Raw genomic sequence first — 18,891 nt, 5'->3', positions numbered from 1 at the left:
GGGAGGCCTGCCGTACAACCAGCGCCTCCGGGTTTGCCACGATGAAGAACAGGGTGTTGAATTGAAGGAACAGGGCGATCTTCTCGGAGCGGACGACCCACTCCTCCATGATGGAGGCAAGGGAACGTTTGCGGACAACAGCGCCTGCCAGGCGATCCACCGCCTCGTAAAGTTTGGCTCCGGCTTTCAGGTGTTTTCTCATGAGACGGGGCATGTGAAGCAGGTTGAGAGTCTCCCCGGCGGGCGCGGTGTCCCAGATGATCCGCCGATAGCTTCCCGCGCGGGCCATTTCAACGATCATGTCGAGGAGCGTCTCCTCCCGGAGGGACGGCGCTGTGCCGATGTAATCCAGGAGGTCGAGATCCCCCTCCTTCCGCATGCCGTCCATGTCCAGGATGTGGGAAAGGATCTCGGCGAAATCGGGACCGAACTTCTTCTTCCAGGCGGCTCCGATACTGTCCTGGGTGATCTCCATGGCGTCCAGCTCCGGTGCGACCCCGGTTATCCGGTCGCCGATCTTGATACCGTAGATGTCGGACAGGGAAGGAGCCATGTCCGAAGTGATATGGAGTGTCTTAATCCCCTCGGAAGCAAGCTTAACCGCAATGGCTGCTGAACAGGTGGTCTTGCCAACGCCCCCCTTCCCGCCGAACAGGAACAGCCTGGCATTTTTTGATTTCATCGATCCTCCGTACCCGGTGTTCGCTTCGCCGCGCTCAGGTTCCGAGTTCCGGGTACCGGTTTCCGGGATCCAGGCGCAAAGCGCAAAGATCGAAGCGCGATGGAAACCCCTCATCTTCATTCATCGCTCCCTGCCCCGAGCTTGTCGCTTGTCCCGAGCCTGTCGGGGGGAAAGGAGCTTGTCGAAGGGACACCCCGTTTGTCATCGCGAACCCTAAAATAGTCCAATTCCTTAATCTTCCTCTCCCCCTTGGCCCGCCGAAGCTCCTGACCTCCGTAGTTTTAACGAAGGAGGTTTATGCGAAGGGGGCTGGAGGGAGAGGATCGAGGTGAGGGGGGAAAGCTTTTCCTGAGTGAAGCGATCTCACGGGCGACCGGAAAAAGCCGCGACGACCATTTCAGCTTCCGGCTTCGCTCTGACGAGCTACGACGGACAGGTCGCCTGGGATTGCCGCGTCGCTCTCATTCCCCAGCGTAGTCACCCCCATCTCGGTCTTCCCCCCTCAAGGGGGAAGAAGAATATGGAAAGTTACTGCTTTATGCTCGCAATGACCCGTCTTCGTCACGCCAGGAGCGTGACTACGCCGCGGCAGGCAAGCAGGTCTGGATTCCGGCTCATCCCGCCTTCAGCGTGATGTCCGGAATGACGGAGAGGGGCAGCCGTTTTCCGGGTTGCGGGTTCCAGGTGACCATACTACCGTCACCCCGGGCGAAGCGCATGCGTAGACCCGGGGTCCATGGATCCCGGATAATCGCTCCTTCCGCCTTCGCTAACGCCTGTCGATCAGCTATGGTGGACAAGTCCGTCGTGATTTCCGGGATGACGAATAAAGTAAACCGCCATACCGACACTTCGACACCTCTTCCCCCCTGCTCCCACGCTCCTCTGCCCGCCCTCTCGCTCAGTCGCTCAGTCGGCAAGTCGAGGGTCTCCCCCGCGTCCAGGTAACAGTTCGGGAGGAAGTCTTGTCGGCCTGAGCCGGTCGTTTATGCAGGCGACCCTGATATCACCCTTCACAAGAAGGGTTCCGTCCCCTTCCCTCAGGACACGCTGGCCGAACACCGCGCTGGACCGTCTCCCCTCCTCGATCCAGGTTTCGATGGTCAGCAGGTCGTCCAGAACGGCCGGAGCCCTGTACCTGAGGGCGGCCTCCACCACGACAAAGAAGATACCGCTGTCCTGGTAATCCTTTATGGAGCGCCCCAGTTGCCTGAGATACTCGTTGCGGCCCCTCTCCATGAACCCGAGGTAGTTGGCGTAATATACCACCCCGCCGGCATCCGTGTCCTGGTAGGCGACGCGGTAGGTGATGCGGGAAATATGTTTTTTCAGGTCGGTCACGGCATCTCCCTCAAGGGGGAAGAAGATATCAGGGATATGGGCTATTGTAAGGAGGGAGTTACAATCCTTCCCCAGTTCTTGGCTTTTCTCTGTGCTCTCTGTTTTCTCTGTGGTGAAATGCGGGCTTTGGTGCCATTCGGCCAAAAATCCCTGAATTCAGCCTTCCTCCGCTTTTCTCCGTGTCTCCGTGGTGATCGCTCTTCATTCTTCGTTGTCATCTCTCCGCTGCTTTACACACCACCAACCTGTAGCTCTTGTCCTCGGCAAAAGTCTCGGCAGTCCGGCTGTCCGTGAAATACTTTCTCTCGATCTTGGCGATCTTTTTTCGATACCTCCAGCGGGCAAGGCGGTTCAACCGCGGGTAGTTACTCTGCAGGTAATAAAGGAACAGCTCCCACATGGGCTGTCCGAAATTGCGGAGCAGGTCGTTAACCACGTCCATGTTCGGGGCAGTCTGTTGGGTGATATCCCTGTCACTGAGGATGTCGTACCTGGATCCTTCAAGCACCTCGTAAAACCTGCCCAGTGAATGACCCCCGCCCAGGCGGCTGCGGCCCCTGGCATCGTCGCGGCGGAAAAAGTCCGATACCAGGACAGACCCGTTTTCGGAAAGCAGAGTGCTGCACTTTCCAAAGACGCGCTTGAGATCGATGTACTGAAAACTCTCGGAAAAAAGCACGAGATCGAACCTGTCTGCAAGCTCCAGCTCTTCAAAGGTACTTTCGTGGATCACCCCTCTTTTCCCCAGTACATCCCTGGCGCAGGAGGTCAGGAAAGGGCTGGGCGACACGCTTTGGACCAGGTAGCCCTCATCCAGCAGCCTTGCGGAAAGCACCCCCGTGCCGCAACCCACATCCAGGATGGTGCTCACACCTTCCGGGATGCTGGAAACGATGAGATCGCTGTACCGATCCTGGGCCGCCTTGAGGTTGGAGATATCAACTTCCAGATCGCCGGTCCATAAACCGTAGTGCAGATGTGCAGTTTTCAGGAAATAGCGCGCGAAAACGAGACCGGCGGCCAGGCCCAGTTCCTTGGAGTCAACTCCGGTCGGGTTTTTCACAGGTCGGTTCTCCCCTCAAATTGAAAACAAAGGCTAATATGGCACAGGGGGGTAAGGGAGTCCAGATGGTGAGAGGGGGTAAGGGCAGTAAGGGGGTATCGGGGTGTCGGGGGAAGAGCGGACGCGGGGGCGCATGGGCGCATGGGCCCCCGCTCCCTTCCCCGTGTCCCCCAGTTACTCTTCCAGCACCTTCTCAAGGACCCTTTTCAGGTCATCCGAACTGTAAGGTTTGGCCACAGCCGCCTTGAACCCATACCTGCCGTACTCGGACATGATCGGGTCACCGGAATAGCCGCTCGACACCCAGGCCGTCACGCCCGGGTCAATCACCCTGAGCTTTTCCATCGTTTCACGGCCACCCATCCCTCCCGGTACCCTCAGATCCAGTATAACCGCGTCGAAGGGCCGGCCCTCATCGAGTGATTCCCGGTAACGGCTTATGGCCTCTTCCCCATCCCTCGCGGTACTGACCGAGTTGCCCATGATGGCGATCATCTGCCCGGCCGTTTCCAGGATATCCTTCTCGTCATCCATGATGAGGACAGACTTTCGACCTTTCCCGGCGCGCGATCCTTTCCTCTCGCCCACCCTGTCGGGTACGGGTGAGGACTCCTGCTCTATTTCAGCCTTCGCGGGGAGGAACAGATCGAAAGCGGCCCCGCTTCCCGGCAGTGACCGGACCGTGATACTTCCACTGTGCCTTTTGAGGACAGAGAAAGCAAAGGCAAGGCCGAGACCGTTGGAACCGTCCTTCGTGGTAAAATAAGGATCGAAGATCCTTTCCCGGTCCTCTTCGGCGATCCCCCTTCCTGTGTCGGTTATCGTCAGCCTGACGTACGGGCCCGGCGCAAGGTTTCCCGGTCCGCCTTCACCGACGATCACGTTTTTGCCCGCCAGCTCGATGACGCCGCCCTCGGGACAGGCATGAACGGAATTGTCCACCAGGGAAATGAGCACATTTTTCACCTGCCCTCCATCGAGCTCCGCGTCCCACAGATCATCCTCCAGTGAAAACCTCAGCTGGATGGATGGTGGAAACTCGTAGGACCTGAGAGACTCGCGGATGAAGATCTTCATGGGGACGAGGGCCTTGACCGGAGCCCCGCTGTGCGCGAAGGGCAGAAGTTTCTGCACCAGCCCGCTGGCCACCTGGCAGGACTTTTCGGCATTGAGAAGGGCTTCCTGGACCTTGCTGCCGGGGTCCGCGGTGATCCGGGCAATGGAGATGTTCCCCAGGATCCCCGTCAGGACGTTATTGAAATCGTGGGCGATGCCTCCAGCCAGAACGCCCAGCCCCTCGAGCCTTTGCAGGTGGTGCGATTCCTTAGCGAGCCTTTTCCTTTCCGTGTCAGTTTTTTTTGTTTCACCCTGTGTTGCCTGTGTTAAATTAGCTTTCGATCTTGTATAAATCAAAGCCGCTGTTGGTGAGTCACAAGTGTCGGATGAAACAAGTACCTGGGAAAAGGGGGCCGGATGTCATACGAAAAGCGCAGGAGCTTCCCGCGGCAGGAGACCTCCGTCGAGGTCAATTACGAGCATGGGATGGAGTCCTTCACCGATTACACGATTAACCTGAGTCTGGGAGGACTGTACATCAAGACAACACGTCCCCTGGAAACAGGTTCGATCATCACAGTGGATTTCACGCTGCCCGGCTTCGCATATTCCTTCCGGATCAAGGGCAAGGTAGTCTGGAAAAAGTCTGCGGAAACTGATGAAGGCCCTCCGGGCATGGGCATCGAGTTTACCGAACTGAGCAAGGCCGACGAGGCTATCCTTCTGCAGTACATCGGACGGTCGCAGCTGACACAGAAAGGATACTAAAAAAATACAGTGGGTTAAACCCGCTGTATTTTTTTAGCTTGGTTGACTTCATTCGGAATGACGGAGAGGGGCAGCCGTTTTCCGGGTTGCGGGTTCCAGGTGACCATACTACCGTCACCCCGGGCGAAGCGCATGCGTAGACCCGGGGTCCATGGATCCCGGATAATCGCTCCTTCCGCCTTCGCTAACGCCTGTCGATCAGCTATGGTGGACAAGTCCGTCGTGATTTCCGGGATGACGAATAAAGTAAACCGCCATACCGACACTTCGACACCTCTTCCCCCCTGCTCCCACGCTCCTCTGCCCGCCCTCTCGCTCAGTCGCTCAGTCGGCAAGTCGAGGGTCTCCCCCGCGTCCAGGTAACAGTTCGGGAGGAAGTCTTGTCGGCCTGAGCCGGTCGTTTATGCAGGCGACCCTGATATCACCCTTCACAAGAAGGGTTCCGTCCCCTTCCCTCAGGACACGCTGGCCGAACACCGCGCTGGACCGTCTCCCCTCCTCGATCCAGGTTTCGATGGTCAGCAGGTCGTCCAGAACGGCCGGAGCCCTGTACCTGAGGGCGGCCTCCACCACGACAAAGAAGATACCGCTGTCCTGGTAATCCTTTATGGAGCGCCCCAGTTGCCTGAGATACTCGTTGCGGCCCCTCTCCATGAACCCGAGGTAGTTGGCGTAATATACCACCCCGCCGGCATCCGTGTCCTGGTAGGCGACGCGGTAGGGAATCTTGACGGTATTGCTCCGTTGTTGGACCATGGCCTTTTTTCTCTCATTTAGGGGACTATGTACAGCGGTGAAATTGCCCTTTTAAACAAGTGCATGAAGTGCAGGAGGAGCGGTGCAAAAAAATGCAGGAAAACCGCTGACATGTACATGGTACTTTTGCACTTCAGGCGCTCTATGCACTTTATGCACTGGAAGTTTTCTACCGGCTCCCGGCTCCAGGCTCATGGCTCCTGCCTTTCCCCAGTATCCCCCTCAGGCTCTCCTGGTCGAACTTGAGACGGAACTTGATGAAGGGGCCCTGGGCTGTGAAATCGCCCTGGGAGAAATCGGAATCTTCATAACCGTGGAGGTTGTAACCGAAACTGAGCCACAGGTTCTCGATGAAGCCGTACCCGACCGAAGCACCCAGTCCGTAGTCAGTTGAACCCGCGTCCAGGGCGGCCAGGACACTCGTCCACGCACCGATATCCCATTGCCGCGTCAGGTCGTACCGGCTGTCCACTCCCAGCAGCTGGGTCGTCCCGCTGTAAAGCTGTCCATCCACGGTATCCTTGACCTGCTTTATCCCGTACTTGAAGGAGACCTGGAGGTCGTCCGCCGGCCTGAAGTTGGCATTGAGGTTATCCACGACCTTCCACGATTCCATATCCAGCCCTCCGCCGGTCTCTTCATCCGAGAAGTAGTCCAGTCGGTTCAGGAAGGTCCATCGACGGTCCCACGGCCGGTACACGATCCCTATGCGAAGATCCGTTTCCGTTTGACGGACGTTGGGATCGGACTCGGTCCTGAACTGTTTCAGATCGAGGGAGATCCCCACACCGTCGGCGGGCTCACCGAACATCCCGTACACGATCCCACGCTTGTCGCTGCTCTCGGCGCTGCGGGACTCGTACCGCAGGTCGAAATCCCAGAGTTCGAGGGTATAGCCGGTACCCAGGGAGATCGCGGTGTAATCCTCTTCACTGGAAACCGGAGGAGCGTCAGGGTTCAGCGGTTCACTGGTGGACTCCCGGATAACCCTGGCGCTTTCCAGGCCGGCGCTCAGCCGCCAGCGGGGGTTGATCCGCCACGTCTGGTCCAGGCCCGTCGTGGCGTAGACCCGCTCACCGTTCTCGTCATGTTTCCTGTCGACCGTGGAAACCGCCTCCGCCCCCTCCCACGGTTTGGCCCTCATACCCAGCCTGGAGCTTGTCACGGAGGTATCGTCCCCGTCGGTGTACTCCTGTTCGGCGTAGAGGGATACCCTGTCCGTCAGCTGGTAATCGGTCCCCAGCAGGGTCCTGGTAGGATAATCGGTATTGGCGTTGTCCCCCAGGGACTGCTCGCGGTTCGCGCGCAGTTCCAGCCGCTGATCCCCGGAATGCCATCTGGCACCCGCCGTCAGCTGGCGGCTGCTTTCTTCCGTACCGTCGCTGTCGGTATCCCTGGCCTGCCGCACGGAGGCGTTCAGAACGGTATTTCCCGCGGTCTTCACCGCGCCCAGTTCCTGGACCTGCCGATCGGCTCCGGTCTCCAGGTTCTCCTGATCAAACAGTTCAGCGGTCACACCCACCGTTTCGGATATGGCGTGCTCGACCTGGAGGCCCCTCTTTCTCGTCCCCACCTCGGAACTGTTCTGGTGCCCCAGCCCGAACCCGGATTCCGTTTCCCTGAGGTAGACGGTTCCCTTGCTCTTTTCAGTCTGTCCTGCCAGCTCCACGATGAAGGCGGATGCATCATCGGCATTGCCTGACACAACGTTGCTGCTAGCCGCTGCCTCTGCGCGAAGGTGCACCCCTTCCGAGAGGCGGGCTGTGATATCGATCCCGGTGATATCACCCTCGTCCTGGCCTCGGTCCTCGTGAATGCGGGAAAGGCCCACCGTTGTTCCGGCGCCTTCCAGGGCAACCTCGCCCCTCACGCCGTAGGTGAGACCCGCCGCATCCGGGTCCGACGTTTCGAACTCGGCAACGATGATCACAGGGTTGAAGAACTCGTCACGCACGGGAACCGGCTTTTTAAAGAAGAGGGTCCCGTCACTGTAATCGATGCTGTAGTCCACGTGCCTGGTGAGGGTTTCCGTGGCGAGCACAACGTGGGACTGGAACCGGTCCCTCACCTCGATGCGGATGAAATCGGAGTTGATGACGACATCGGGCACCGAGAGGCGGTAGATACCCGAGGTCCCGTCACCCGGGATCTCGTCCCGGATGTAACCCTGCTCCGTCTCGGAGGCGAAGAGGTTGTAGGAGTATTTTTCACCCCTCAGCTCCGATCTCAGGCCCGTGATCCTGCGATCATACCGGGAGAGCTCCGTCACCGTCAGGCCGGAGCTGGTGTCGCCGAAGAGGGCGTAGAACTGTCCCTTCTCGATCTTCAGGTACAGCTTCTTCGATGTGGGAGCCTCGTAATCCTGTTCGGTACCGTCTCCGTAAAGGGTGTAGTAGCTGTCCGGATCGATGGTTCCGTGAAGTCCTTCCCCGGCGGCTCCATGGGGCCCGTTGGAATCGTAGGACATGGTCAGGAGGTACTCTCCCTTGACCTGGCCCTTGGCGAAGAGAGCGACACGGCCATCGTAATAGAGATCCTCCTCGCCGCCGGAATCCTCAAGGGACTGCATGTTGCCGCTCCCCGTATTGTATCCCACGGTCCCTTCCGCCAGGCCCACCAGGATCCATTCCTCCCGCTGGGCGTTAAGCCAGACCCTGATCTCCTCCTCACCGTCCTGAAGCCTGACCCGGACAGCGGCATCACCGGTTCTGACCGTGGGCTTGAGCATGAGCCGGGCGATCCCGTTCTCCTCGACCCCGAAGAAAGCATCCCCCCTGCCGCCCCCGGATCTGAACGGCTGGTGGGGCGTGTCCACGAAGTACTGTCCCATGGACTTGATCCGCGCCGGGTACCCATCCTCGTCTGTCAGGCGAACCGCCACAACCGGTACGGTTCGTCCGTCGGCCACCAGGACCGACTGTTCAGGCAGGAACTGGACGCTCACGGGGGAACCTGACAGGTGGACCTCCCTCTCCACGGTCCTGAAAACGAGGCCAAGGCTGTTGATCTCCTCCACCTTGAGAACGTTGTCCCCCGTCTTGAGTTCGATACCTTTCCAGACGCTCAGGGCGGCAGTTCTGCCGGCATTGTACTCGGTCCCCATGAAGTTCAGGCGGTGCGCCTCGTTCCCGTTCACCGTCAGTTTAACCTCGCTCCCGGGATCGTGTTTCACTGCCACCCTGATACCGGGGACCCTGAACGCATACCCCGCCGGCGGGTACACCCACTCCAGGGAGCCGTCCGTATCTTCGAGCCAGCCCTTGTCCGCCAGTAGGTCAACCTCGGCCGAACCGGCAGCATCAGCCCCAGGTTCCAGGACATCGAGTTCGGGCGCCAGGCCTGACGCCGCCCTCCTCTGGCCCGGCCTTAACCCCTCGATAACGATCTCGGTGATGTTCTGATCGTCGATGGGCTCGAGCTCGGTCCGGGTCTCCACCGTGGTGGTTATGACGTTCACCTCAACCCGCCGGTTGAGGGTACGGCCCCTGGCTGTATCGTTGGAGGCCACCGGCTCGTCCGGCCCCTTTCCATCGGTGATGAAAATACCTGAGGGAAGGTCCCACACGCTCCGAAGGTAGCGGGCGACGCTTTTTGCCCGCGAGCTGGACAGGTCGTGGTTGTCGTAGTATATCTGCCGGCCGCGTCTGCTGATGGGCACATTGTCCGTGTGCCCGGTGACCTGGACCCTCCCGATCTCACCCGGATCGAACTGGGAAGCGATGATATCCAGCGCCTCCTTGTCTTCCGCTGTCAGCCGGGATTCGAAGGTGGCGAAATGGGGCCGGAAGACAAACTTCCGCGTGCGGGTCTCCTCCCTCTCGGAAGCCTTCAGCAGGACGTTCTGGACCTCAGGGGTGCTCATATCGGCCCGGAGGGGGGTGTCGAAGGTGACGCTGGCCGAACTTACGACCTCGGTCATGCGCCCCTGGATATTCTTCACCGGTTCGAAGGTACCGTCCTCTCCGAGGGGCTCCAGGATGTTCTCTTTCGCCCAGTCCCAATTCTCCAGGATCTTCGTTTCGAAGGTGATCCCCTTCTCCCAGACGCCCGGCACATCGCCGATATTCCACGTGAGGATACGGCCGTCCGCCACCGGATCGCCTACAGGTTCTCCCTCGAGCATGACCGTACCGGGCTCGAACTCCACTCCCTCCGGCAGGGTCACCCTGAACCGCACGTTACCCAGCGGAACATGCTCGCCCCTCATGGAAGCGCTGAAGGTGACCCGGTCGACCTGGGAAACCGTCTTCAGGACAAGGACCGCCTTGCCAGCGGTGGGGGCCTTGGGTACCAGGTAGAAATCAACCCTCCACAGGGAACCGCCGGCAAGGTCCACGAACCGGGACCAGGGCCGGCCGGCCTGGCGCGTATCGTCGTCGCAGGCCACGACATCGTACATTTCGGACACCGTTTCCAGGTCCAGCTGCAGGACATGAGTTCCGGACCGTACCCCTTCGAAGTGGAACCGGCCCTTTTCATCGCTCACCACGAAAGTCCCGTCCTCCAGGAAGACCGTGACTCCGCCCACACCGGAACCATCGGTATCCCCGCAGGCGCCGGCAACGATCCGGCCCATGATGGTGTTCCGGCTTTTGAACAGATCCTCCTTGACGCGCACGACTGCCAGGGCCGTATTAGACACCAGGACCCCGGAACTCGCGGTATTGGGAGACACGGCCCTGCCTGTCCTGGCGGCGGCCCCAACCCTGGCGACAAAGACTATCTCGATGGTCCCACCGGGAGGAATATCCCCCACCGAGAAGGCCAGGGATCTGCCGTCAGGGGCCGTGAGGGGATCTGGAGAAGGCACAGCGGCGGTCCTGGCGGAGCCAGCCTCGTAACGGAACCCCACGGGAAGGTCGGTGGTGAGCACCGTCGAGGGCACGGTGGTTCCGGAGCTGTTCTGGACGGTGATGGTGTAGGTGAGGTAATCGCCTGCAGATACGGTCCCCTTGCCCGGTACAGCCGTGACCCAGAGCACGCCGGACGCATCGAAGAGGAAAAGCGCCGTAGACACGTCCACAGGGACCGCCGTATCGGTGTAACGGGAGGTGAACTGGGCACCCGGGTAACCGAAAAGCTGGCCGTCGTTGGCCGTCTCGGAGGGAGCGCCCGACAGGATGTACCCGGTGAAGGCACCGGTGTCGACGCCCGTCTCGGTCAGAAGAACGGTTTCCACCAGGGTGGAACCCGGATCCTCGATCTCGACGCGGATAGTGTCCGCCACCGCCGGGTTGATGTTGCCGTCGGGATCGGTGAGCAGGACAAAAACGGGATCGCCCTGGCTGAAGTTGGCGGCCGGCTCCAGGGGCACCGGTACGGACAGGTCGATACTGGTCCCGGTGGCAGGGTCAGAGGGTGCCGGCGCCGGGACAAAAGATGCTCCATCGAAATAGGGCGTGATCCCAACGGTGAGGAAAAGGGCCGGGGCGGAAGGTGCGTACCTGTAAAGCTCCAGGGTAGACGGGGTGCCAAGGACCACCGTGGTGAGGCTGACAGAGTTGGAGACGGCAGACTGGGGCGTGCCGGTTATGGTGTAATCCGCGCCGGCCGTGTTGGTGATAACGGTGCCGGCGGGGACGGCAGTGGCTACAGCCGGCATAAACGCCAGTAACAGTAACGGTAATAGCAAAACGGCATAAACAGAGGCCTGCGTGGGCCTGGAACCCGCGGGTAATCCCCGGGAACCAGGCGCGCGCAGGGCCGATGGAACGGCCGCAAGACCGCTCCACCGGCTCAACTTTGTTGTGAAGACACCCATCACGTTTATCAGGCGGCGGACGGAAAAACGCACCGGTCCCTGCGCGGCAAAAATGCCGGCGTTGGGGGAGGGTGGAACCATGTCAAACCGCCATCGAAGACCCATGAACGTCGCTGTCCGTTCCTAGGGGCCCGTGATGGTCACGTCGAAGACCAGATCGGCCGAAGAACCGCCGCCAAGGGAGTTGATGCTCCACATGATGGGATCGATGTTATCCACGGTCCCGGCAGAGGCAGACTGGACAGCCCCGAAGGTGGTGCCTGCCGGGGTTGCGTCGGCGATGGACAGGGCGGTTGCCGCGCCGGTTCCGGAGTTGAGCACGTGAAGTGTGTAACGTAACGTGGCTCCCGGGATGGCGTGCTGTCCGCTGTTCATCGGATCGGTGTCGATGACCGTGAACGACTTGGTCAGGCTGAGGTTTGCCCACACGAGGTTGTAAACAGCCCGGGCTGAATCGGCGCCATCGTAATCGGCGAAACCGGTGGCAGTTCCGCCGGTGTCGGCCATGACCTGTTCGATGGTTGTCGCGTTGAAGGCGGCGCCGTTGTCGGCGGTAATGGCTGCTTCCGCCCGGTAGGCCATCACCCGCAGGTCGTAGGTATCCGGGGTGTTTGTCGTAACGGGCGAGGCGCCAACGTCTGCCACGATGAAGAAGGTGTAGACCGTATCCATCGTCACCGACGATTCGGTAATGGGCCCTGCACCGAGGTTCACGTCGACCAGGGTGTCCAGGGTACCGTTGCCGTTGGAGTCGGCCCAGATATTGACGTTGGTGACGAACAAGGCTCCGTCACCCAGCGCCTCGACATAAAAGTCGATGGTGCCGTTACCCGCGTTCTGAACGTCGAAGGCCAGGGGCCGGAAGGTGTCTCCTGGCCACACCGAAAGGTTCGTACCCAGGACGTTGTTGGTGACCTGTACGTTGATCAGTTCGTCAACCACGAAGGTCGCTGTATCGCTCGTGGTGTACGCGACGGACCCGATATCCCAGCTCAGCAGAGCCGTGTTGTCCACCACGGTTCCCGCCCAGGTCCCGCCGGCCAGAGCGGAGCCCGGGACCACAGCCGCCGCGAGGGCCACCGTCAGTGCCGTAAGTATTAACTTCTTTCGAGTTTTCATTATATTCTCCATCTCGCATTGGAATGCGCTTTAATGGCACCAGACTGCTCAGAACTTGCAGCTTCCTTCCGCCTGGTGCCCGCCAAATCAGGCCGTTTTTCAGATCCAATCGAATACCACCTCCCATTCTTTTTCTTCTTTTTGATCCTGTTATCGGGCTCCAGATCCGCGAAAGCCCGTTCTTTCCCCGTTTTTATTTCAGAACGGCCCGGAACGAGACGTTGTCCGTCTGCCCTGGCTGCAGGGCCTGGATCCGCCTGAACCGGATGTGCGTGTATATTTCCGGGGGCGCCGGTTTCCGGCTGCCTTCCTCGTCCTCGACAGTGAGATTTTCCGGCAGGTCGAAGCCGCCGCCACCGTCGATGGAGAAGGTCACCAGGGTGAAATCACCGCTGGCGGACCCGACCAGGTAGGACGTCTGATCGGGAACGGGGTTGACGATCACGATGTTCTCGACCGGGTCGGAACCGGAGTTCGTGTAAGTGATCCGGATGATCAGTTCCTCCCCCGGGAGAGCCTTGTCCACGGGTACGAGGTCGATCTCCTTCTCTCCCTTTTCGTTCTCCAACTCCACCTGGCGGAGGATCGTTGAAGTCAGCGTCACACCACCCTCTTCCCGGGCCTGTGCTGTCGGACCAATGATGGTCAGCAGGAAGAAAATGACAAGAAAACGGTTAACAAGTTTCATGCTCTCACCTCCTAATCGATGGTCACATCGAAGGTGATGGTCTGGGTCCCTGCCACAGCACTTATGGTGGTGCTGGCATAGAAGACCGTGACGGTGGAACCGATGAGGGCCTCCGAATCGGCCGTTATAGGCCCCGCTGTTATGGAAGCCGGCACGAAGGTTGTGTTGGTCGGGATGGGGTCTGTGATCACAAGGTTGTCGATACCTCCTGCCCCGGTGACCCCGAACTCGATGGTGTAGGTGACGGTGGCTCCCGGTATGGGATCCGTTGTCCCCAGGGTGTTGGCGACGGCGTAGGACTTGACCATGTTCAGGACCGTGAGGGTGAGTTCGTAGACTTTGGTCACGCTGCGTGTTCCACCGTTGACCCCTAGAACGGCATCGGTTAACCCTCCGCCATCCCCTTCTCCGGTGTAGGAGGTCCCCGGAACGGTACTGAACGGTGCGTGCCGGTGGGCAGCCTCCAGGGTGATGGCAGCGATATCGCCTGGCGAACCGGCAGCGGCGGGGATATCCTGGATGACCCACACGTTGACGATTTCGTCTTCGACAAGGGTAAGGCTGGTACCGTAGGCGGCATCCGCCGAGGTGAAAATGGCGTCGCCATCATCAATGTAGATCTCCACTCCCGGCGTGGCGGGAGCTCCTGCGGGCGGATCTGTGTCGAAATCGTCGCTGCCGCTCTCCACGATAGTAAGGACAAACGGCTCGGTACCGTTGCCGTTGTTGGTCACGGTGAAGAGCAAAGGCTGGTTTGCCGCCGGAATCGTAAAGATGAAGGTCGTCCCGGATCCGGCGCTGCCCACAGCGACATCGATGATCTCGTCCACGGTAGTGGATGCCGTGGAGCTGTATGCCGTGAGGTTCGTGGCCGGTCCGATGTCGTAGGTCGCCATGGCGCGGTTTTCGATCACCGTACCGGCATCGGTGCCCAGGGCGGATACCGGGGCAGCTGCCCCCAGCAGTATGGCCGCGGCCAGGGCTGTTCCCATTGCTAATCTTTGCATGTCCCGCCCCTCCTTCCGTCCATGGTGAGATATTTCTCCCTACGGACGTTTACTCCTATGGGATCATCACCTGATAGGTGAGATCGAAGCTTGTCGATCCGTCGAAATCCCCCTGGGGTTCTATCCTGAACCCGGTCACCGCGCTGTCGTACCCTTGCGCGTCGGGGACCGGTGTATAGGTGTAGGCCGGGGAGGCGGAACTCCCGCTGGTAAAGGCGATGTCGTCGCCCGTGCTGGCAAAGCTTACATAAGAGTATGAGAGCAAAGTGGTCCCCGCGTCGAAGGTGACCGGCGAAGCCGCCCCCGTGCCGACGTACATGGTTACGACAGCAGGGATCGAGTCCCGGATCGCCAGGGAATCGCTGTTGGGGGGCGCGTTGCCGCTGTTGGTCGTCGTGATGGTGTAGGTCACCACGGACCCGGGAAGAGCCTTGTCGGCGCCCCCGGGTGTGGCGGCGGTGCTGTCGGCAACGGCCGAAATATACTTCATGCTGGAAATGTTGGGGTAAGGTGCGTTCACCGTATCGCTCACCGAATCGGCCACGGCGGTGTTGTACTGCGAGGTAGCGGTGGTCACCACGGTGGCGATGCCCGAAGAAAAGCTCGGAATAGTGTACACGGTGAAAATGTCCACGGAACTGCCGCTGGCAAGGGCCACCGTACCGGCGATGAGGCTATCGCCCGTGTCGTAAATACTGTCGCCGTCGTCCAGGTAAAGGGTCACCGCTGGCGACCAGGTCGTGGGGAGGATGGTGTAGGCGAAGGCGAAGGCGTCGTCTCCGTTGCCCAGGTTCACCAAGTGGTGAAGGCCCCACACGGTGTCTCCCCAGTACCCGGACAGGGTATACGCTGGCGAAAAATCCAGGTCGGCGAACTGGGTGGATCCGCCGCCGCCGCCGCACCCGCCCAGGTTGTCGTTGATCTGGGCGCCCAGGCCGTTGGCGCTCTTGTTGACGTTGGTGCTGGAAACGTGGATCGTGTGCCCGACAGGTCCGGTGAAACTGGGATCGAGAGCAAACCAGTTAATGGCGAACTCCATGGCGAAGCCATCGGCCGTCCCGTAGTGTCCGGAGTAAGTCGATATGGCGCTCGAGATGTTCTTGAGGTTCCCGGGCAGGGCATAGCCGTCGCCGAACCCGGCCGAGTCCACTGTGGAGTCACCGTTGACGGCATCCACCGGGTTGTATTGGGCGAGGTAAATGCTCACCAGCCTGTTGTTCCCCTTCCACTCGGCCACGATGACCGTCTCGGTGCTGCTCATGTAACCGTCGTCGTTGGTGTCGGCGTAGAAGAGGAACGTCTGGGTGTTGGCGGAACTATCGCCACCAAGCCTTTCTGTGTAGAGGTACAGCCACGTGTTGTCGTAGGTGTAGGAGAACTGGACGATATCCCGTCCGATGGATGGAACGGGGGCGTCCAGATCGGTCAGACCTCCCGCAGGGCCATCGCACACGTTGTTGTCCTCATCGGCGATCGTCGTGTTCCAGTCGGCCACACTGCCGTCGATCGTGATGGGTTCGTAAAGGGTGGGCTGTCCGTCGCCGTCTCCGCAGGCGCACACGGCCAGGGCTTTACAGGGCAGCAGGAGCAAAGATCCGATGACAAGGAAAAGTGCGCCGACATGCAGGATCAAAGGTGAGACGAACCGTTCTCCAATAGTCCCCTTGCGCTCCTTTTCAACCGCGTTTCCCAAATGACCCTCCCGGAACAAAATGATAAAGTCTCACTCTCCTTCCCCATGATATCCTGTCTTGACAGGGCACAACGAAACCTGCCGGGGCAAGGAAGCCAGCTAACTAATTGATAAAATATGCAAATTCAGTTCCAGCAACCCCCACTTCACAGGAAACCGCAAGTAACCAAAATAAAAGGGCAATTCCTCCGATAGGCCTCCCTTTCAAAGGTTGATACGAACAAAATCTGAAATTATTTCAAAATAGGTGCACAGATTTTACATATTTGCCATTATCAATATATATGACATTAATTTCAAGATCGAGCAGGTACCTCCTGACGCTTGTCCTTCAATAAAAAAGCACGGGTAAATCAGTGCCTAATTGACTCTTCCCTGTCTTCCGCCTCGATGATCCGGACCAGGCTCCCCACCACTGCCTGGTCGAACTGGGACCCGGCCGATCTTTTCAGTTCGTCCACCGCGTCCTTTACGGTGAGGGCCGAACGGTAGGGACGAGAATGGATCATGGCATCGTAGGCGTCCGCCACCGAAAGGATGCGCGTCTCAAGGGGGATCTCGTGAGCCCGCAGGCCAAATGGGTACCCGGAACCGTCACACCGCTCGTGATGGGTCTGGATGCAGATCTTGACCGGTTCCAGGTAGTCGATGGGGTCGAGGATGCGCTGTCCGATAAGGGGGTGTTCCTTGATCCGCTCCCACTCGTCGCCGGTCAGCTTTCCGGGCTTGTCGGTGATGGTGCTTGAGATGACGATCTTCCCGATGTCGTGGAGCACGCCCGCGTAACGGATGATGTCTTTCTGCTGGTCGGAGAGGCCCAGGTAATCGGCGATCTTCAGGCTGTAGTTGGTCACGTTCTCCGAATGGTCCTTGGTCCAGCTGTCCTTGGCCTCCACGGCGTTGACGAGGGCCTTGATGGTCTTGAAATAGCTCTCCCGGATGGCGGTGTAAAGCTTCGCGTTCTCGATGGCGATAGCGGCATGGTTGCCGAGGATCGTCAGGAGGAAAAGGTCCCTCTCGTCGAAAGAGCCGCCGCCCTTGCGGTTGGTGACGTTCAGGACACCCGACACCTGGCCCTTGATCTTGAGAGGGACGCACAGGAGCGAATCGCTGTGGTAAAGGGTCTTGTCAGGGGCATCCTTCCGTATGCTGGATACGTCCCTGACGAGGATAGGCTTGCCTTCCTCGGCCACCCATCCCGAGATCCCCTCCCCCGGCCTCACTCTCGTCGCCTTGATGATATCGGTGTCGAGACCTTCCGCGTGCTTTATCCTGAGGCAACCGTCGCCGTTTTTAAGCATGACCGATACGGTCTCGGCCTTGAGAAGGGCTGCCGTTTCCACGATGATCTTGCGGATGAGCTTTTCGTCCTGGAGTTCCGAACCGATGACCTGGCTGACCTCGTGGATAACGGCAAACTGCTTGACCATGTCCTCGAGGGAGCTGTTCTTGTCGGCGATCTCCTCGGCCATTTCCCGGATCTTCCTGTTGGCTTCCTCCTTCTCGCGCAGCCTCCTGGTCAGTTCCAGGTTCCGCTCCTTGAGCTTTCCGGTGGCCACCTGCACCTGGGCCGAGAGTTCCTCCCGGAAACTGGTCTCCCTTTCGGCGGATTGCATCCCTGCCAGGGCGAGGGCGGTCTGCCGGCCCACCGCCACGATGATATCCTCGTCCCGTTGAGTGAAACCGGCTCCGTCGAGCCTGTTGACCGCCACCAGGGTTCCCAGTTTCAGCTTCCCGACCTTGAGGGGAGCGGCCAGCAGGCACGTGATCTCCCCGCCGTCCTGGCTCTCGTTCGAACCCGGAATGATGGCCGCCACGTCGGCGCTGGTGTCCAGCTTGATGGACTGGCCCCTGTCGTGGCACGCCTGGGCAGCTGCCCGAAGGATGTCGGACCTGTTGGCGCCCCCGCCGTTCCACAGTTTCATCTGGGGGTGCCCGTCCGTGAACCCCAGGTCTCTCACGTCCACCAGATCCGGGCTGTCACCATCAAGCAGATACAGGCCGCATGCCTCGCAATCCAGGGCGCGGCGAACGACCTTCAAGGTGAGGTTGAGGATCCGCCGGACGTCGAAGACCGTGGACATGGCTTCACCGAGATGCTCCAGGATCCCAACGGTACGGTTCTTCTGATCCAGGGCCGTCCGGAGACGCCGGTTTTCCCTGCGAAGGCGGGAAAGGTCGGCGGCCTGCCGGATGGCATGGGTAATGACATCCGGATCGTCCTCGATAAAGAACATGGTGTGGGCACCGTGCTTGATGAAATTGGAGAGCAGGGACAGGTTTTCCCTGGGTCCGAAAACAAGGATCGGGGGTGGCTGGGCAAGTAACCTGACCACGTCGAAGGATTTGCGGTTGTCCAGGGTCGGCGTCGACAGATCGAGAAGGACGACGTCCGGTTCGGTGCCGCGGAGCATAAGCTCCAGTTCATCGGCGCAATCTGCCACGTCCACCTGAAACAGGCGGCCGGGAAGGAACTTCCCGAGCTGCTGCTCCGGTAGCCCTGGACTTCTTCGGACCAGAAGCCTGAGTCTGGTATCGGTCTTGGTCACTGGTTCCCCGTCATAGGATGCCGGAAAAGATCAGTTATTGATTCGGGCGCCCCACCCAGGGCGCGTTGATGGACTCGTAATAAGTCCATCAATCATTGAACTGCAGTTCGAGGAACTGCCCTCTTTCCCTTTCCTCCTCCAGGATCCGTTCCAGGATCTCGGCAATGGTGAGCCTCTCACTTTTGAGCTCCGAGATCCGGGCGAAACGCCCACGGATCTTGTCGGAGTCGTAGAGACCGTAACCGCCCTGGGTCCTCCCTTCGAGGGGGAACAGTCCCTGGGTGGTGTAGAAGTTCACCTTGGAAGGGGAGATCCCCAGCATGCGGCAGATATCCTTACGCTTGACAAGCTTCGACATACCCATCCCTCACCTGAAAGTGTAAAGTGTTACTCAGCGCTTACACTTCA

Annotated in this window: 13 protein-coding genes; 1 reads left to right on the top strand and 12 read right to left on the bottom strand. The window is 59.7% G+C overall.

Annotation, left to right across the window (positions count from 1 at the left end; all coding sequences use genetic code 11):
• The 4 genes from P1S46_03050 to P1S46_03035 form a co-directional block, all read right to left on the bottom strand.
• Positions 1–682: ArsA-related P-loop ATPase (locus P1S46_03050; GenBank protein MDF1535464.1), on the bottom strand; the 682-nt coding region annotated here is incomplete at its 3' end.
• Positions 683–1,591: 909 nt separating this feature from the next.
• A complete protein-coding gene (locus P1S46_03045) occupies positions 1,592–2,023 on the bottom strand; it encodes a YbgC/FadM family acyl-CoA thioesterase (protein ID MDF1535463.1) in 432 nt (143 codons plus the stop codon).
• A gap of 214 nt (positions 2,024–2,237) precedes the next feature.
• Positions 2,238–3,086 (bottom strand): class I SAM-dependent methyltransferase, encoded by an 849-nt coding sequence (locus P1S46_03040; protein ID MDF1535462.1) that lies wholly within the window; start codon positions 3,084–3,086, stop codon positions 2,238–2,240.
• Positions 3,087–3,260: 174 nt separating this feature from the next.
• Positions 3,261–4,499 (bottom strand): ATP-binding protein, encoded by a 1,239-nt coding sequence (locus P1S46_03035; GenBank protein MDF1535461.1) that lies wholly within the window; start codon positions 4,497–4,499, stop codon positions 3,261–3,263.
• A gap of 60 nt (positions 4,500–4,559) precedes the next feature.
• On the opposite strand from P1S46_03035, the gene P1S46_03030 reads away from it, so the two are divergent.
• A complete protein-coding gene (locus P1S46_03030; GenBank protein ID MDF1535460.1) occupies positions 4,560–4,910 on the top strand; it encodes a TIGR02266 family protein in 351 nt (116 codons plus the stop codon).
• Between the two features lie 324 nt (positions 4,911–5,234).
• On the opposite strand, the gene P1S46_03025 is transcribed toward P1S46_03030, so the two are convergent.
• The 8 genes from P1S46_03025 to P1S46_02990 all read right to left on the bottom strand — a co-directional run bounded on the left by P1S46_03025 (position 5,235) and on the right by P1S46_02990 (position 18,841).
• The gene (locus P1S46_03025; GenBank protein ID MDF1535459.1) at positions 5,235–5,666 is read right to left on the bottom strand and encodes a YbgC/FadM family acyl-CoA thioesterase; all 432 of its coding nucleotides are present in this window, start codon (positions 5,664–5,666) and stop codon (positions 5,235–5,237) included.
• A gap of 169 nt (positions 5,667–5,835) precedes the next feature.
• A complete protein-coding gene (locus P1S46_03020; protein ID MDF1535458.1) occupies positions 5,836–11,268 on the bottom strand; it encodes an OmpA family protein in 5,433 nt (1,810 codons plus the stop codon).
• Positions 11,269–11,550: 282 nt separating this feature from the next.
• Positions 11,551–12,546 carry a hypothetical protein gene (locus tag P1S46_03015; GenBank protein MDF1535457.1) on the bottom strand — a complete coding sequence of 332 codons (996 nt, stop codon included), beginning with the start codon at positions 12,544–12,546 and terminating at the stop codon, positions 11,551–11,553.
• 193 nt (positions 12,547–12,739) lie between these two features.
• Complete coding sequence (locus tag P1S46_03010) at positions 12,740–13,234, bottom strand: hypothetical protein (GenBank protein ID MDF1535456.1); 495 nt, start codon at positions 13,232–13,234, stop codon at positions 12,740–12,742.
• A gap of 11 nt (positions 13,235–13,245) precedes the next feature.
• Positions 13,246–14,241, bottom strand: a complete 996-nt coding sequence (locus P1S46_03005; protein MDF1535455.1) for a hypothetical protein — start codon at positions 14,239–14,241, stop codon at positions 13,246–13,248.
• Between the two features lie 55 nt (positions 14,242–14,296).
• Complete coding sequence (locus P1S46_03000) at positions 14,297–15,934, bottom strand: hypothetical protein (protein MDF1535454.1); 1,638 nt, start codon at positions 15,932–15,934, stop codon at positions 14,297–14,299.
• Positions 15,935–16,287: 353 nt separating this feature from the next.
• The gene (locus P1S46_02995; GenBank protein MDF1535453.1) at positions 16,288–18,483 is read right to left on the bottom strand and encodes a GAF domain-containing protein; all 2,196 of its coding nucleotides are present in this window, start codon (positions 18,481–18,483) and stop codon (positions 16,288–16,290) included.
• An 88-nt stretch (positions 18,484–18,571) separates the two neighbouring features.
• Entirely contained in the window at positions 18,572–18,841 is a 270-nt protein-coding gene (locus tag P1S46_02990; GenBank protein ID MDF1535452.1) for a MerR family transcriptional regulator, read from the bottom strand.
• Between the last annotated feature and the right edge of the window lie 50 nt (positions 18,842–18,891).

It is taken from the genome of bacterium, from assembly GCA_029210545.1.
GTDB lineage: Bacteria > BMS3Abin14 > BMS3Abin14 > BMS3Abin14 > BMS3Abin14 > JARGFV01.
This window is presented reverse-complemented; position numbering and strand designations above follow the sequence as displayed.

Bases quoted from the DNA above. Each gene is read 5' to 3' on its own strand.
- P1S46_03030 (MDF1535460.1), top strand. From the start codon at position 4,560: ATGTCATACGAAAAGCGCAGGAGCTTCCCGCGGCAGGAGACCTCCGTC.
- P1S46_03025 (MDF1535459.1), bottom strand. From the start codon at position 5,666: ATGGTCCAACAACGGAGCAATACCGTCAAGATTCCCTACCGCGTCGCC.
- P1S46_03020 (MDF1535458.1), bottom strand. From the start codon at position 11,268: ATGCCGGCTGTAGCCACTGCCGTCCCCGCCGGCACCGTTATCACCAAC.
- P1S46_03015 (MDF1535457.1), bottom strand. From the start codon at position 12,546: ATGAAAACTCGAAAGAAGTTAATACTTACGGCACTGACGGTGGCCCTC.
- P1S46_03010 (MDF1535456.1), bottom strand. From the start codon at position 13,234: ATGAAACTTGTTAACCGTTTTCTTGTCATTTTCTTCCTGCTGACCATC.
- P1S46_03005 (MDF1535455.1), bottom strand. From the start codon at position 14,241: ATGCAAAGATTAGCAATGGGAACAGCCCTGGCCGCGGCCATACTGCTG.
- P1S46_02990 (MDF1535452.1), bottom strand. From the start codon at position 18,841: ATGTCGAAGCTTGTCAAGCGTAAGGATATCTGCCGCATGCTGGGGATC.